11 protein-coding genes are annotated in these 14,663 nt (G+C 67.8%); 4 read left to right on the top strand and 7 right to left on the bottom strand.

All coding sequences use genetic code 11. The annotated features are described in order from the left end of the window. Positions 1-12: 12 nt before the first annotated feature. The 5 genes from EV374_RS17905 to EV374_RS17885 form a co-directional block, all read right to left on the bottom strand. The gene (locus tag EV374_RS17905; RefSeq protein ID WP_132236791.1) at positions 13-1,530 is read right to left on the bottom strand and encodes an AMP-binding protein; all 1,518 of its coding nucleotides are present in this window, start codon (positions 1,528-1,530) and stop codon (positions 13-15) included. After that, the gene (locus tag EV374_RS17900; protein WP_132236789.1) at positions 1,520-2,932 is read right to left on the bottom strand and encodes a methylaspartate mutase; all 1,413 of its coding nucleotides are present in this window, start codon (positions 2,930-2,932) and stop codon (positions 1,520-1,522) included. Before EV374_RS17900 ends, EV374_RS17905 begins: the two co-directional genes overlap by 11 nt. Next, complete coding sequence (locus tag EV374_RS17895) at positions 2,919-3,404, bottom strand: cobalamin-dependent protein (protein WP_132236787.1); 486 nt, start codon at positions 3,402-3,404, stop codon at positions 2,919-2,921. Before EV374_RS17895 ends, EV374_RS17900 begins: the two co-directional genes overlap by 14 nt. Positions 3,405-3,596: 192 nt before the next feature. Further along, positions 3,597-7,511 carry a non-ribosomal peptide synthetase gene (locus EV374_RS17890; protein ID WP_132236785.1) on the bottom strand — a complete coding sequence of 1,305 codons (3,915 nt, stop codon included), beginning with the start codon at positions 7,509-7,511 and terminating at the stop codon, positions 3,597-3,599. 864 nt (positions 7,512-8,375) lie between these two features. Further along, positions 8,376-10,346, bottom strand: coding sequence for a BTAD domain-containing putative transcriptional regulator (locus EV374_RS17885; RefSeq protein WP_132236783.1), 1,971 nt, complete (start codon positions 10,344-10,346; stop codon positions 8,376-8,378). A 105-nt stretch (positions 10,347-10,451) separates the two neighbouring features. Between EV374_RS17885 and EV374_RS17880 the strand changes: the two genes are divergently transcribed. The 3 genes from EV374_RS17880 to EV374_RS17865 all read left to right on the top strand — a co-directional run bounded on the left by EV374_RS17880 (position 10,452) and on the right by EV374_RS17865 (position 13,439). Further along, on the top strand, positions 10,452-11,330 hold the full coding sequence (locus EV374_RS17880; RefSeq protein ID WP_132236781.1) for an alpha/beta fold hydrolase: 879 nt from the start codon (positions 10,452-10,454) through the stop codon (positions 11,328-11,330). A 320-nt stretch (positions 11,331-11,650) separates the two neighbouring features. After that, the gene (locus EV374_RS17870) at positions 11,651-12,172 is read left to right on the top strand and encodes a SigE family RNA polymerase sigma factor (RefSeq protein WP_132236779.1); all 522 of its coding nucleotides are present in this window, start codon (positions 11,651-11,653) and stop codon (positions 12,170-12,172) included. After that, complete coding sequence (locus EV374_RS17865) at positions 12,165-13,439, top strand: rod shape-determining protein MreC (protein ID WP_132236777.1); 1,275 nt, start codon at positions 12,165-12,167, stop codon at positions 13,437-13,439. Before EV374_RS17870 ends, EV374_RS17865 begins: the two co-directional genes overlap by 8 nt. 119 nt (positions 13,440-13,558) lie before the next feature. Here the strand turns inward: EV374_RS17865 and EV374_RS32610 are convergent, their stop codons facing one another. Further along, a complete protein-coding gene (locus EV374_RS32610; RefSeq protein ID WP_165947822.1) occupies positions 13,559-13,702 on the bottom strand; it encodes a hypothetical protein in 144 nt (47 codons plus the stop codon). On the opposite strand from EV374_RS32610, the gene EV374_RS17860 reads away from it, so the two are divergent. Continuing rightward, complete coding sequence (locus EV374_RS17860; RefSeq protein WP_486485827.1) at positions 13,656-13,943, top strand: CGNR zinc finger domain-containing protein; 288 nt, start codon at positions 13,656-13,658, stop codon at positions 13,941-13,943. The two genes, EV374_RS32610 and EV374_RS17860, sit on opposite strands and share 47 nt — an antisense overlap. Positions 13,944-14,094: 151 nt before the next feature. On the opposite strand, the gene EV374_RS17855 is transcribed toward EV374_RS17860, so the two are convergent. After that, entirely contained in the window at positions 14,095-14,661 is a 567-nt protein-coding gene (locus EV374_RS17855) for an RBBP9/YdeN family alpha/beta hydrolase (RefSeq protein ID WP_486485815.1), read from the bottom strand. Positions 14,662-14,663: the final 2 nt, after the last annotated feature.

Raw genomic sequence — 14,663 nt, 5'->3', positions numbered from 1 at the left:
GGACGGCCGGACTCAGCGCGCGAACCTCTTCTGCAGCAGTCCCGCGCAGGCCGTTCGATCGGTCTTGCCGCGATCGTTCACCGGAAGGCCGTCCAGGGTCTCGATGCGCGTAGGGATCATGTAGTCGGGCAGGTGGGGACGAAGTCGTTTGCGTAGTTCTGGCGCTGACGGAACGTCACCGGTGCAGACGGCGGCGAGCTCGAGTTGCCCGTCGTGATGCGCGACGGCGTGGACGATCGCGTCATCGACCCCTGTCCACATCCGCATGGCGCTTTCTATCTCGTGTATCTCGATCCGGTATCCGCGGATCTTGACCTGGTGGTCCAGGCGGCCCAGGTGAACGAGGATTCCATTTTCCAGGGCGATTCGGTCGCCGGTGCGGTACCACGCCTCAGGCCCGGGGCGGTCGGACCCGGGTTGAGCAAGGGCGGGTTCGGTGAACCGTCCCACGTTGTCCTTGGCGTCGTGATAGCCGTGGAACCGCTGGGAGCCCCGTACCAGCAGCTCGCCGGATTCTGGGTCGATCTGAGATTCCAGATGCGGATACACCGCGCCGATCGGCACTGTTCCGTTGGATGTCGCCGGCCAGGCGCCGCGTTCCTTCGGTAGGCGGTATGACGTCATCGCCACCGTGAGTTCGGTCGGCCCGTAGAGGTTCTCCAACGTGCTGTTCGGCGCCGCCTCGGCCCACGCCTGCGCCTGGTTGAGCGTGAGCTGCTCCCCGCAGAACAGGCTCCAGCGCAGCGACGGCATGCATCCCGGAGACAACAGCCGCGCCCGGGTGGCCATGGAGACCAGAGAGGGTACGCAGAACCAGTGCGTCAACCGGTGCTTGTTGACGAACTCGACCGGATCGTAGAGGTCGTCGGCCGACGGTACGACCAGGGCGGCGCCGGAGCCCCAGGTGACGAACATGTCGAAGACCGACAGGTCGAACGTCAGGCTGAACATCTGCGAGTGTCGGCAGCCTGGTTCCATCCCGTAGCGGGCGACGTTGAGATCGATGAACGGGTCCACGTTGCCGTGCGTGATCGGCACGCCCTTGGGTTGGCCCGTCGAGCCTGAGGTGAACAGCAGATAGGCGAGGTCGTCGGGATCGCCCGTCCGGTCAGGCAAGCTGCCTCGCGACGGCGATCCGGCAGCGATGTCCGATGTCGATGGCGAGCCGATGCGTACGACACGGGCCGGGAGGGAGTCCAGAAGTGTGGCGTCCGCCGTGTCGTCGGCGACGATGAAGTCCAGGCCGGCCGAGCGGGCGACCAAGGCCAGGCGATCCGCAGGATGGGCAGGGTCGAGCGGCACGACGACGCCGCCGATCCGCAGCCCCGCGAGGTAGGCCGCGTGGGTCTCGACGGTACGCGTGGACAGCAGGCCGATTCGCGGCCGGCCGACGCCCTCGGCGAGCAGGCGGTGGCCGATGGTGCGGGAGATCCCGTCGAGCTCGGCATAGCTGAACTGTCGTCCGTCGGCGATCAGCGCGGGCTCGTCTGGATACTTCTCGACGCTCCGGATGAACCAGTCATGCAGCATACGTTTCCTCCGGATCAGCTCCCTGGGTTGCCGAATCAACCACAGTCGGCGCAAAGTCGAAATCCTGCTCCCCTGGCGGCTCAAGGAAGTAGTTGATGTCTGCCATCAGTAGTCGCATCCGGTCGTGATCGGTGGCCGTGAGCCACCGGTCATCGAGCAGGCTGCGGTTTCGACGCATGACGTCCCCGGAGAAGGGAAGCCCGCCCGCGTCCAGATAGCGGACCGCGCCGGCACGATCCCGACACGGCATGACGTTCGACCTCGCGTGCCTGCTCGCGCTGAAGGGAACGTCCAGGGAGCCGCGTTCGAATGCCGAGGAGACCGCCAGTGGAAGACTGGCGGCGGCGAGCAGTGGACCCACGATCTCATCCACCTCGCGCTCGATCCAGTGCTGCTCTTCCTCCAGGGCGTCCTCGTCGAGCCGGATGGCATGGACGAAGGGGGCGTTCGCGATCCGTGCGAGGCGCATCCCATGGATGTTCGCCGAGGCGTCCGGGATGCCGTAGCCCTCCTGGATCGTCTTCGTGACCACCTTCGCCGCGCCGCCGAGCCTCGCGGTCAGGGCTCCCGCGAATATGAGTTGCTCGGCGCGGGCGCGGCTTTTCGGAAAGACACCCATGAACTCGTGGAGCACCGGGTGCACGTCGACTGACGAGGGTAGGTAGCGGCTCGCGAGGGACCGGATCGCGCGCAGCGCGGCGACATCCTGCACCAGGTTGCCGGCCTGGGGATACGCGACCGAGATGCAGGTCACTCCGGCGCGGGTGGCCATGACCGCTTCCAACACGCTGATCGCGAGACTGACCGACGGCGGCACGAGCACGCCGGTGAGGCTGCCGAACAGTTCACGGTCGACGACCACGCCCGCCTGAGCCAGCTCGCCGCACCTCGCGTCGATCTCCGCGTACGCGTCCAACGAGGCCGCGAGCGGCACGTCCTTGCAGTACGGCAGGTTGTACGATATCCCGCCGCCCTCGAAGGACGTTATTCCGGACGCGATCGTGGTTTCGAACAACCGGCGCGGCAACGGAGAGCCGTGGCGCACCTCCAGCGGGGCCGAGACCGCCTGGTTCAGGTCGCGTCCGCGCCGCCAGCCGTGCGTCACCAGCGGGTAGCCGTTCATTTCCTCAGGGGCGTTGGACAACGACGACAGCGCCCTGTCGAACTGGTTGAGCCGCGTGTAGGAGTCGATCGTCAGACTCAGGATGTCGGGGTGGGCGCCTTCTTCGAGGGCGAGCAACAGGGCGCGCATCTGCTCATGACCGCCGACACCGCAGCGCGGCTGAACCGCCACCAGGCCCTGGGCCTGCGCCGCCCTCAGGACATCGGAGACAGTGGGCTTGTTCAGTCCCTTGATGAAACCGATCGAATCGGCAGCCGATGGAAGCTCATCGGTGTCCATCGACTGTCTCCTCGATGCGTGGCGCACCCGAGAGGGCGGTCACCTCGCCGTCGGGTCGCCCCCGGAGCTGATCGAGCACCGTGGGGATCGTGGACGGGTCGCGGAGGATGTGATCCACCCCCAGGGCGTAGAGGGCCGCCTCTTGGCTGATGTCGTCGGTCACGGCCACCGACAGGTTGCCCCCGACGATCACCGGGCAGGTGATCGCACCGCGTTCCTTCGCCGCCGGCAGGTCGGCGAGATCCTGTCGTGCGTGTCCGTTGAGGCTGCCGACGAGTACCGCCTCCGCTTCAGGCCACCGGAGAAGGGCATCGCACATATCGGACACCGTCGTGCAGGCGCCGAGGTTCACCACGTTGAAGCCGCGGGACCTGAGCAAATAGGCTATGAGGTGGTTCGCGACGACGTGGGAATCGCTGGCCGCGACGCACAGGATGACTGTTCGCCTGCCGGGGCGGTAATCGCTTCTCATTCCTGACCGATTTCTATGCATCGAGGGGTCGACCGGTGAATCCGGCTGATTCGACCTCGCCCACTGGGTTTTCCAGGCAGTGCGCAGAGGCGGCTTGGCTCGGGATCGAGGGGCAGCGGAAGTGGAACTCGCCATGCAACGTCCCGCTGTCGAACATCGGCGCTGGACGGGAGCACCAAGCTCGATGGCCGTCTACGAGGGGTGGCGCTCCTCAACCAGCTGCACCCCCGAGAGCTGTGCTTTCGGGTCCCGCGCTCCGGCGGTGAGTAGCTGACGGAAGTGTAGGACCAACTCCTGTATCGCAACGCGGTCGAATATCTCGGTAGCGTACTCGGCGCGCAACGACCATCGTGTCGGCGAAACGGGGATCACCTCGACCATCAGGTCGAGCTTGGCAGTTCCGTTGTGGATAGACAGTTGTCGGACCTCCGTGCCGGCGAAGGTTACGGGGGCAGGCGTGACCGATTGAAGTGCGAAGGCGACCTGCGTGAAGGGCTGGCGGCTCCGGTCGCGGGGAGGGCTGAGCTCCTGCACGAGCCGAACGAAAGGCACGTCCGAGTTGCTGAATGCGCCGAGCGCCGATTGCCTCACACGCTCCATCATCTCCACGAACGTCGGCGCGCCGCCGGTATGGACGCGCAGGACGACCGTGTTCATCAGGAGCCCCACGAGAGACTCCGTACCGGGATGATGGCGGCCCGCGACTGGCACGATCATCGCCACGTCGTCCCGGTCGGCGTATCGTGCCAGCAGTTCCTGGAACGCCGCGGCGACCGCCATGAAGAGAGTGCAGCCGTGATCCTCAGCCGTCGCACGGAGTTGGCCCATGAGGGGACCGGGCAGGTCGACCTCGACCCGATCGCCGCTCACCGGTCGCTGTTTCGGGCGCGGCCTGTCGGTGGGCAGGTCGAAGGGGACGTAGCCGGCGAGGGCTGAACGCCAGTAGTCCAGTTGGCGCGCCAGCCGTTCGCCGCTGAGCCACCGCTGGTACCACGCCGCGAACTCGGAGTACGTGACGTCGAGCGTCGGCAGTCGTGCCGGCCGCGATTCCACGATGCTGTCGTAGAGCTCGCTCAGTTCCTTGGTGAGGACACCGATCGACCAGTCGTCGCAGATGATGTGGTGCAGACAGAGCAGCAGAACATGCCTGTCGGGGCGAAGCCGCACCAGGCTGCCGCGCAGCAGGGGCGCGCGTTCGAGGTCGAAGGGTGTCCGCGCCACGAGACGCATCTGCGCCTTCAACACCGCGGGGTCGTTCCCCGTCGCATCGACCTCGTCGAGGCTGACGCTCGCGTCGGGATGCACCCGCAGGGTGGAGAGGCCACGGCTCTCCGGAAAGGACGTGCGCAACACCTCGTGCCGGCTCACCAGGAGGTGCAGCGCCTGGTTCAGGGCGGCCACGTCGATCTGCCCCGTGAGTTCGTAGGCCAGGGGGACGTTGTATATCGGTAGCTCGGGATACACCTGGTGCAGGAGCCACTGACCGCTTTGAGTCGGGGACAGGCCACCGGCCGGCTGGCCTGTCGGATCTTCGGCGGCGACGGCCGGCTGGGCGAGGCTTTCCACCCTCGTCGCCCGCGCCGCCAGTGCTGACAGGACCGGATGGGCAAAGATGTCATCCAACCCGATCCGGACATGCTCCGCCGCTTCCAGAAGGTGAACCACGCGCATCGCCGCGAGGGAATCGCCACCAAGCGCGAAGAAGTCGTCTGCGGACTCCACCACGTCCACCCCGAGGACCGTCTGCCACGCCCGCGCGATCCGCTGCTCGTCAGGGCTGAGGGGAGCGGGTTCGTCGCCGACGCGGTCGGCGTGATCGGAAACAGCCCGTACGTCGATCTTGCCGTTCGGCGTGAGCCGCAGCGTCTCCACGATGACGATGTTGGTCGGCACCATGTACGCCGGCAGTACGGCGGCACACATCTCCTGGAGTTGTCGAGCGGTGACCGGTTCCACCAGTGGGCGAGGCTGCACGTGGGCCACCAGGCGACGCCGTCCGTCCGGACGACCGACCACGCCTACGACGGCCCGCTCCACTCCCGGGTGGGTGTGCAGTACGTTCTCCACGTCACCGAGTTCGATCCGATGCCCGTTGACCTTCACCTGACGGTCCCGGCGCCCGACGATCTCCAGCGTCCCGTCCGCGCGGTATCGTCCGAGGTCCCCCGTCCGGTAGAGGCGGGCACCAGGGCGGCCGCCGAGGTGGTCGGGCACGAAACGCTCAGCGGTGAGACCCGGTGACCTCACGTAGCCGCGGCCGACCCCGGCACCACCGAACACCACTTCGCCGACGACCCCGTACGGGACCGGTTGAAGATTCTCGTCGAGCACGTAGACCTGGATGTTGGGGTTGGGGCGCCCCAGAGGAGTGGTGCCTCGACCGCCTGCGGCGGCAACGGCGGTCGCGTCCACGCAGCAACCGCCGACGGTGACCTCCGTGGCGCCGTACTGGCTCAGCACCGTCAGCCCCGCTGCCCGGGCCGCGAGGGACCTGACGACCTCCAGTCGCAGCGGTTCACCGCCGACGAACAGAGTCCTGGTGGCCAGTTCTCCGCCCCGCAGTCGAAGCTGCCCTTCGAGGACTTCGAGGTGCGACGGGGTGAGCCGGACGAAGTCGAAGTCGGCGTCGCCGGTGAGCGCGTCGACCACCTTGTCGATCCTCGCGCCGTCGGACAGCAACACCACCTCCGCGCCCCTCATGAGGGGTACGAAGATGCACGGCACGGTGAAGTCGAAGCTCAGCCGGGTGTGCACCAGGGTGCCCTGCCGATGGCCCGTGGGCAGCACGGAATCAGCCCACAGCAGGTAGTTCACGGCACTTCGGTGCTCGATCATCGAGCCCTTCGGCGTGCCGGTGGAGCCGGAGGTGAAGATGACGTACGCCAGATTGTGTGGGGCGGCGAGGGGCTCCGGCCGGTCGCTCGGTTGTGCCCGCAGCTCGGTGGCATGCCGATCGACGTCCAGCACGGGAAGGCCGGTCGGCACCAGAAGGTCAGCGGTGTCGGCATCCGTGATCGTCAGGCTGACACCGGCGGCCGCGAGAGTGGTCGCCGTCCGCTCCAGAGGCTGATCGCGGTCCTGCGGTACGTATGCTGCGCCGGCCTTGAGCGTCGCCAGGATCGCGACGATCACCCTCGGCTCCCGCCTCAGGAGGACGCCTACCCGGCATTCCGGCCCGATCCCGCGCTGACGGAGCAGCCGAGCGAGTTGGTTGGCCTGGCGCTCCAGCTCCCCGTAGGTGAGCGTGGACTCACCACACGAGACCGCGACGGCGTCCGGCACCCGGTCCGCCTGCCTCTCGAACAGCTCGTGCAGGCACAGGTCGGGCGTGCTGGCTGCCCTGCCCCGGCCCCACTGCCGGGTGATCGTGGCGGTCTCGTCGGGCGTCAGCAGGGTGAGGAGACGAGCGGGGGTGTGCGGATCAGCGTATGCGCTGCCCAGGAGGGTCATCAGGTGAGTGACCATGCGGCGGGTGGTGTCGCGGTCGAACAATTCGGGGTCGTAGCTGAGCCGACCGTCGAGACCGGCGGAGGTCGCGGTCATCGTCAGTCTGACGTCCGCCCGGAAGGTGCTCCCATCGGCCACGGGAGACTCCGACGGCTCGCCGTGGACCGTCGTCTCCTCGCCGTACCAGGCAAACACCGCGCGTGCCGTCCGGGCCCGAGATCCGACTCGGTGTCCGCCGTCGCCCGGTTGTTCTGCCGGGTTGCCAGACAGGCACCTGAGCTCGGAGGCGTGTGCTCTGGCCAACGCGTCGAATCCCAGTGGCCCGGGATCGCCACACTCGACGACGGTGCCTGGCTCCGTGGTGTGCTCGTGCACCCCGGCTGATCCGACGGGGACACCCATGACACCCATGACGAATCGTCTCTGCCCGCTGTAGCGGTGCAGCAGCAGGCGCCACGCGGTCTGGAGGACCACCCACCTGTCGGTCCCGACCCGACCAGCCAATGCGTCGACCTGTTCGGCCACGACTCCGGTGATGGCGAATGGCTCGTCCGCCCTACGGCTACCGGCAGCACGGGTACGCGGCCGGTCGGTTGGCAGTTCGAGGAGTGATTCGTCTCCTGGAATCCGGTCGGCTAACTCGGGCGATTGCTCAGTCACGGCCGCTCCTGTGGCAGGGATGGGTTGCGTTCTCTCCTCTGGCGTGGAAGGAGAGGGATCGACCAGCAGGAGGAGGGATAACGGAGAGCGTGCAAGGGCGGGGGACGGGATCCGCGCGGGGGAGTGGATGCCGGGCCGGCAGCCCGCTCTGGAGGCCGGCCAGGTCTGTAGGCATCAGCTGAGAACACCCATGCTGACCGTCTGGTCGAGGCCGCCGTCAGGATGGTCTAGAGGGCCACCCCACCCGGGACTCCACGGACGGCCGAAGGTAAGACGTCGTGCATGCTTCGGCTCCTTGGTGGCAGCGCATAGACAGAGATTTAGTGATACTGTTGCGGAGCGGAATCGAGCGGCCACACGTCTGGCGATGTGCCTTCCGGCCCCTTCCGCCTAAAGACGGACAGATGCATGAATGGCTCCAGCCCTCGTGTGGAAAGGACGTTCGGGGAAAGATAGGCTGACCCGACGGCTTTCGCCGCGGGCAGGTGAGCGTTCATGTGATCGCAGCAAACAACCTCAAAAAAAATCAACTCACCATAAGGTGAGCGCCACATCTGACCGCGTGTACTAGCAGTCGGATGCCGCTTTACCATGTAAAGCCCTCCTGGTGGGGGGATCGTACGCACAGCCAGTGGATCAAAGCAACACCTTCGATTCTCACTTAGGGGTCGGTGGGCGGTGGGCACGCCGCAGGTCGGCGCCGGCCTCACCGGGGCCGTCGCCGCAGCCCCCTCACCCTGCCCGCCGCCGCGACGACGACGGCGTCCTGCGCTGCGTCCTCGGCGACGGCACCTATCCGCCGCACACCCTCACCGACGCGGCCGTCGACTGGATTCTCGTCCCCGGACAGCCCAGCTCTCCGGCTCATCGGCTGCGGCTGAGGGCCGCGTCGAGGTGGTCGAGATGGCGTGAGACGGGGCCGACGGTGAGCATGCCGCTGCCGGCTCCGGCCAGCTCGTTGGCCGCCGGCGTGAGTTCGGTCCGGGCGCGTTTCATCGCCGTCCGGTCGTCCAGGGCGATTGCAGCTTGGGCGGTGAGGCACCACAGGGCCTCGAACAGCAGGTCGCGCGGCGGATCGGGAGTCTGACGCAGCGCCGCGGTGGCATCGGCTGGGCGGTTCCGTCCCAGTAGGACGAGTGGACGCGCCCAGGGCAGGTAGGGGCCCCAGTCGGTTCCATCGTCGAAGCGGAGCGGTTCGCCGTGCGACACGTGCAGGCATAGCAGGGCCAGTGGTAGGAGGCCACGCTCGACGCCGGGCATGCCGGCGTTGGCGAGCTGTGCCGCCCCCTTGCGGTAGGCCGCTTCCGCGGCCTGCGGCGACGGCTCGGTCGCGGTCAGTCGCAGTGCGCGGTACCACTGGGTGAACACGCCGACCAGCGGGCGGTCGTGCCGGTCGGCGAGCCGGTCCGCTGCGGTGGCGTGCTGGTCGGCGGTGACGAAGTCCGCGAGCGCGCTGCGGGCCTGCAATCGGACGAGATGACCGAGGATCTCGAACGTCCCCAGGCCGTGCTGGGCGGAGAGCGCGACGAGCTCGGCACCGATCTGGTCCCGCTCAGGAGCCAGGCCCGCGCGATGGAAGGTCTGCATGAACACGCCGTTCAGAGCGAAGGCCAGCAGGGCCGGGTCGCCCAGCCGGCGCGCGATCCGCTCCGCTTCCTGGGCCGCCTCGGGTCCGCGCGCCGCACGGGTACCGCGTGACTCCACCGCGATCGTGGCCAGCAGTCGGGCGCGGGTGGCCTCGGACGAGCCAGGACGAAGGGCAGCCAGGGCCCGCTCGGCCGCCGTCACGATCCGCGTCGCCTGCGCCGGATCATCCGAGCGCGTCCAGATCGCGGGTACGTCGTAGCCGCCGATCACCCGGGCAGTGAGCTCAGGATCACCCAACTGCTCGGCGGCGGCGATGGCCGCGATCCGCTGTTCGCGCGCCGCCTCAAGTCCGCTCGCCCCCGTCATGGCGAGACTTCGCAGCAGGCCGACCGTCGACTCCAGCCGGGACGCGGAGCCGGACGCCACCGTACGGTCGTATGCCGCTGCGGTCTCCGCCCAGACCCGTTGCGGTCCCGGTGAACCCAGCCCGTCGCTGACAAGATCGGCTTGGCGGAGGATGTCGGTCTCCAGGCGACGCAGCCGCGGGCTCGGATCGACGCCGAGCTGTTCCAGGAGCAGGCTGCGGGCGCGGCGCAGTACCGCGAGCGCATCACCCTGGCGTCCCGCGCGGTACAGGGCAAGCGCCAGTAGCCGCCACGCCTCCTCCCGCCACGGATGCTCGGCTACGTGGGCGTCGAGATCGGGTACGACGTCCGAGGCGCGCCCGACAGTCAGTCGCGCCTCGGCCCGCTGCTCGATCGCGTTCAGCCGTAGTTGTTCGAGGCGGGAACGCTCGACGCGCGCCCACGGCTCGTCGTCGATGCCGGCGAACGCGGGCCCCCGCCACCAGGTCAGGGCACGATCGAGCCGCTCGAGTGCCTCTTGCGGCGGCGCTGTGGGCGCGGCGGCGACCTCGTCCTCGAACCGCCAGGCGTCGACCGCGTCCGGCGCCAACCTGAGCGCGTAGCCCGGGCCCTCGGTGACCAGCAACCGGGCCGGCTCGCGCGGTGCACGCTGCGGCTCCAGCGCGCGCCGCAACGCCGCCACGAACGTGCGGACGCTGCTTACCGCACCTGGTGAGGGCTCCTGCCACAGGTCATCGACGAGGCGGTCGACCGGTACGACCCGACCGCGCCCGACGAGGAGTCGCGCCAGCACCGCGCGGTGTTTCGGCCCTTTCAGGTCTATCGGCGCGCCGTCGCCGTCCCAGGCGACAACCGGCCCGAGAACACCGAACCTGACCTGCACTGATCGGACCGCCCTTCCGCGCCTGCGTTGAACGTATCGCGCTCATCGTTTGCTCATCCGCGACCGGCACGCTGGAATCGCCCACCCGATGAGAAAAGGACAACCATGACTATCACCATTCCCGGTTTCGACTACCAGCGCGTCGCGGTCGACGGGGACGTGACGATGAACGTGGCGGTGGGGGGTACGGGCAGCCCGATCGTGCTGTTGCACGGCTTTCCGCAGACCCACGTCATGTGGCGGCACGTCGCCGTCGACCTGGCCACCGACCACACCGTGATCTGTCCCGACCTGCGCGGCTACGGCGCAAGCGGCAAGCCCGACGCGCGCGGCACCGACACGTACTCCAAGCGGACCATGGCCGCGGACATCGTCACCCTCGCCAGCAGGCTCGGCCACGAGCGCTTCGCCCTGGCCGGGCACGACCGTGGTGCCCTCGTCGCCATCCGCGCCGGCCTCGACCATCCCGCCACGATCACCCACCTCGCCATCCTGGACGTCCTGCCAACGTTGGACATGTGGGACATCCTGCACGGGTCCTCCGCCGCCGTCGCCTTCCACCTGTACCTGATGGCCCAGCCACCCGGCCTGCCCGAGCAGTTGATCAGCGCCAGCGCGGACGCCTTCTTCGGCTACTTCCTCGACGTATGGGCCAAGAATCCCCAGGCAATTCCTGCAGACCTGCGGGCGGAGTACCTGAGTGCCTCCCGCGAGGCGGTCCCCTCCATTGTCGCCGACTACCGCGCTTCGGCCGGCATCGACATCGAACACGACCAGGCCGACCGAGCCGCCGGGAATCGGCTGCCCATGCCGGCCACCGTCGTACAGCAGGACTGGGGAGCCGCACTCGGCTACGACGCCGCCGCGCTGTGGCACACCTGGGCTGCTGATCTGGACCACCGCACCACGTCGGCCGGGCACTTCATGGCCGAGGAAGCGCCTGACGAGATCATCAAGGTCCTGCGCTCCCTGCTTGCGCGGTAGCAGATCGGCTGCCCGCCGACGACGCGGTAACGCGCTCAATTTGGCATGAGCGCGCACCGCGGCCGGTGGATCGTCATGATCGAGCGCCGCGACGGCGGCGGGTGGGCGCTGTCCGGCGGCAACGTCGAGCCGGGCGAAGACCGCGTCTGACGCGGCGGCCCGGGAGCTGACCGAGGAAACGGGCTGGGCTGGTCGTCACCCTCACCGACCCGCGGGTCGAGACGATCGATCGTCGAAAGTTCCGGAGTCACGGCAACGTTTGCTGGGGTCGAGAGCGTAAGTAGTGGCCGTGAGACTGAAACTGAGGGTGCGGGTGGCTGATGCATGATCGCGAGGATAGAGAGGTGACAGCCTTTGTACGGGCGCGTTACGGATCGCTGCTCCGGACTGCCTTCCTGCTGTGCGGAGACCGAGGGAAAGCCGAGGACCTGGTACAGACGACGCTTGTCAAGACGGTTGTGGCGTGGTCTCGACTGCAGCACTCAGAAGGCGTCGATCACTACGTTCGGCGCATTCTAGTCAACACCTTCGTGACCTGGAAGCGGCGCCGATCCTGGTGGGAACAGCCCTTGGGTCGGCTAGTGGAGAGTCAGGCACGCGACGAGTACGTGGGGGTGGAACAGCGGGACCTGCTCCGCCAGGCGTTGGACGGGCTGCCAGCACGACAGCGCGCCGCCGTCGTACTGCGCTTCTACGAGGACCTGTCCGAGCAGGAAACGGCACACGTACTGGGTTGTTCGGTCGGTACGGTCAAGAGTCTTTCATCAAGGGGTCTGCAGACTCTGCGTAAGCAGTGGGTTGAGGTCGACGCTGCTGCTGATCAAGAGGTGCGCTATGCATGACACGACCAAGTTGCGTGACGGCCTGGCGGATCTGGCCGAGTCGGTGGCACCGACCGAGGGCTATGAAGGCAAGATCATGCGGCGGGCAGACCGGCGTCGCGGGCGAGGGCGTATCGCCGCCGCAGCCGCGGCCGCAGTATGCCTGGCGGTGCTGGTCACGACGTTTCGGGTTGTCGGATTCGGGCCCACACCCCAACTCGCTGCACCGCCGCCGGATGGCCCGTTTCTGGGCTGGTCCCCGGTGGGAGATGTGGACGCTGGCCTGGTACGTGAGGCCACCAGCGTCTGGGATCGCACCAACTCGGCAGGCCCGCACACTGATGTTCGGGCCCTTGTCGCGACGCGCCATCCACGCCTGCGCTCGACGGTGGTCGTCCTGCAGGGATACGACAAGCAGGGCGACGCGCGGTTGGCGTTCTTCACCGGTGATCTTGGTGCGGCGGACGCCTTGCGGATGCGGACGGATCGGCCGGCGCCCGACCCGGTGAAGACTCAGGTGATAAGCCTGGTCAGTCCACGGCTGTCCGGAGCCGCCGGCGAGGTTAGTAATGACCCCTGGGGCACCTATGCCATCGCCATCGCCATGCCAGGCGTGACAGCGGTGCGGGTGTCGAGTACCGCAGTCGATGATGAAATGATACAAGAACCGGACGGACCCACCAGTCGCCTTATTGTAAAAGAATTCCCGATCGCTGCGACCGCGCAAACGACGACGATCGCGGGGTTCACCAAGCCGAAGCGACCGTTCGCCAGCCTCACGAAGGTGTTCGAGGTGCCTGGTGAGGACGGCGTGGACGGCGACGCGCGGGCCGTACCCGCTGAGGTACTCCGCAGGAACGGCCAACAGATAATCGTGGCGTTCCCGAAAGACCAGGGAGTCCGGCAGGGGCAACTGGCCGTCGTCGCCGAAGGCTTGGTGGGACGCGTAACGGCAGTCGATACCGTCCGCGGCGAAGCCACTGTCGACCTCATCACCAGCACCGGATTCGCCGGCCAGGTGTACACGAATATCAGTAATGTTCCGGGTTCCGTACGTGGCACCGGCGGAAAGCTGGTCATGGAAGGCGTTCCCGCAGACGGTGAGGTTTACCAGACCAACCGTGTCTTGATGCCGGATCCGTCCCAGCAGAGCAATCAGGTTGGCGCTGTCACGATCGGGCGAGCGTCTGCGGACAAGGCGGCAGGCGCGAGCACGGTGGAGCTTACGCCGACAGCCGACCTTGCCAACCTGACGAGATTGTCGATCATGACGCCATCCGCCCCCTGACGGCGACCCGCCCACGCAAGGATGCGCGGAGGCGACTCGCCTCCGCGCATCTTGAACAGACTGCAGGTCAGTAGTGGACCGAGCCGCTGCCGGGAGCCGTTGCGATGTCACCGGCGGAGTTACCCGTAGAGGGTGACGCCGCTGATCCACACCGCCAGGCTGACCCCGCCGGTCATGACCGCGTCGAGACGGATGTCCTGTCGGTCGGTCAGCTCGGTGGCGGACGGCGGCTGCCGCCCCTGTTCCTCGGCTGTCTCCACCATCTACGGCCCCGATGGCTGCCTGGCCACCTGCACAAGCGCAGAAAACCTCGTGGGGGTCTGGACCCGGCTCAAGGTCTGCGACCGGGACACCTGCCGATGGGCCTACTACGACGCCTCGCGGAACCAGGCGCGTCGCTGGTGTTCCATGGCTGGCTGTGGCAACTACGTCAAGATGCGTCGTGCCTACGCGGTGCGCCGCAACCGCCGCTCAGCGACGGACGGGACCGGTCGGGACGGCTGACCGGCGTTGGCGCTCGACAACAGACCGGAGGCGCCGGAGCGACGCGTCGAGGTTGCCACCCATCGGGAACCGGACCCGGTAGTGCCCCATGTTACGCGGGAACGCCCCTGCAAGCCGGGTCGGACGGGTCGGTGCCGTCGCGCCGGCGACGTCAGGGGATGAGCCGGTCGAGCAGCTCGAACCGCTCGTACGGCTGGTCGTGGTCGCCGAAGTGCCCGTCGTCGCGCACGATCTGGGTGCCGCCGAGCCGCTCGAACATGGCGCGTCCCTGTCGGTCGTCGCAGCCGTACGGATCCTCGCGGGAGTTGATGAAGTAGATGTCCCGTACGCGCGACCGGATGGCGGCCCAGTCGTAGCCCTGCTGGAGGATCGGTTCCTCCTCCGTGTTGGGCCGGGTGCAGTACCCGGCGACGAGGATCGCCTGGGCGACGGCCACGTCCACGTGTTCCAGGAGCGCGAGCAGGAGGGCCGCACCGCCGGAATGGCCCACGAGGACCGTGTCCTCGTCGAAGCTGTGCCCGTTCAGCACCTTCGGCAGGAACGTGGCGATCGGCTCGACGTTGATGCCCGGGTGGTGCGGCACCTCGACGGCGTACCCCCGGGCCGCGAGCCGCCCTGCCAGCCAGGGATACCAGCAGGCGTCCGGGTAGCCGCCGGTCCCGTGGAAGATGATCGCGTTGCGCCCCACCGTGCCCCCCTCGATCGACGTCCTGATCACAC

Source organism: Micromonospora sp. CNZ303 (assembly GCF_004345505.1).
Note: the sequence above shows the minus strand (reverse complement) of the source record. Positions and strands in the feature narration are given on the sequence as shown.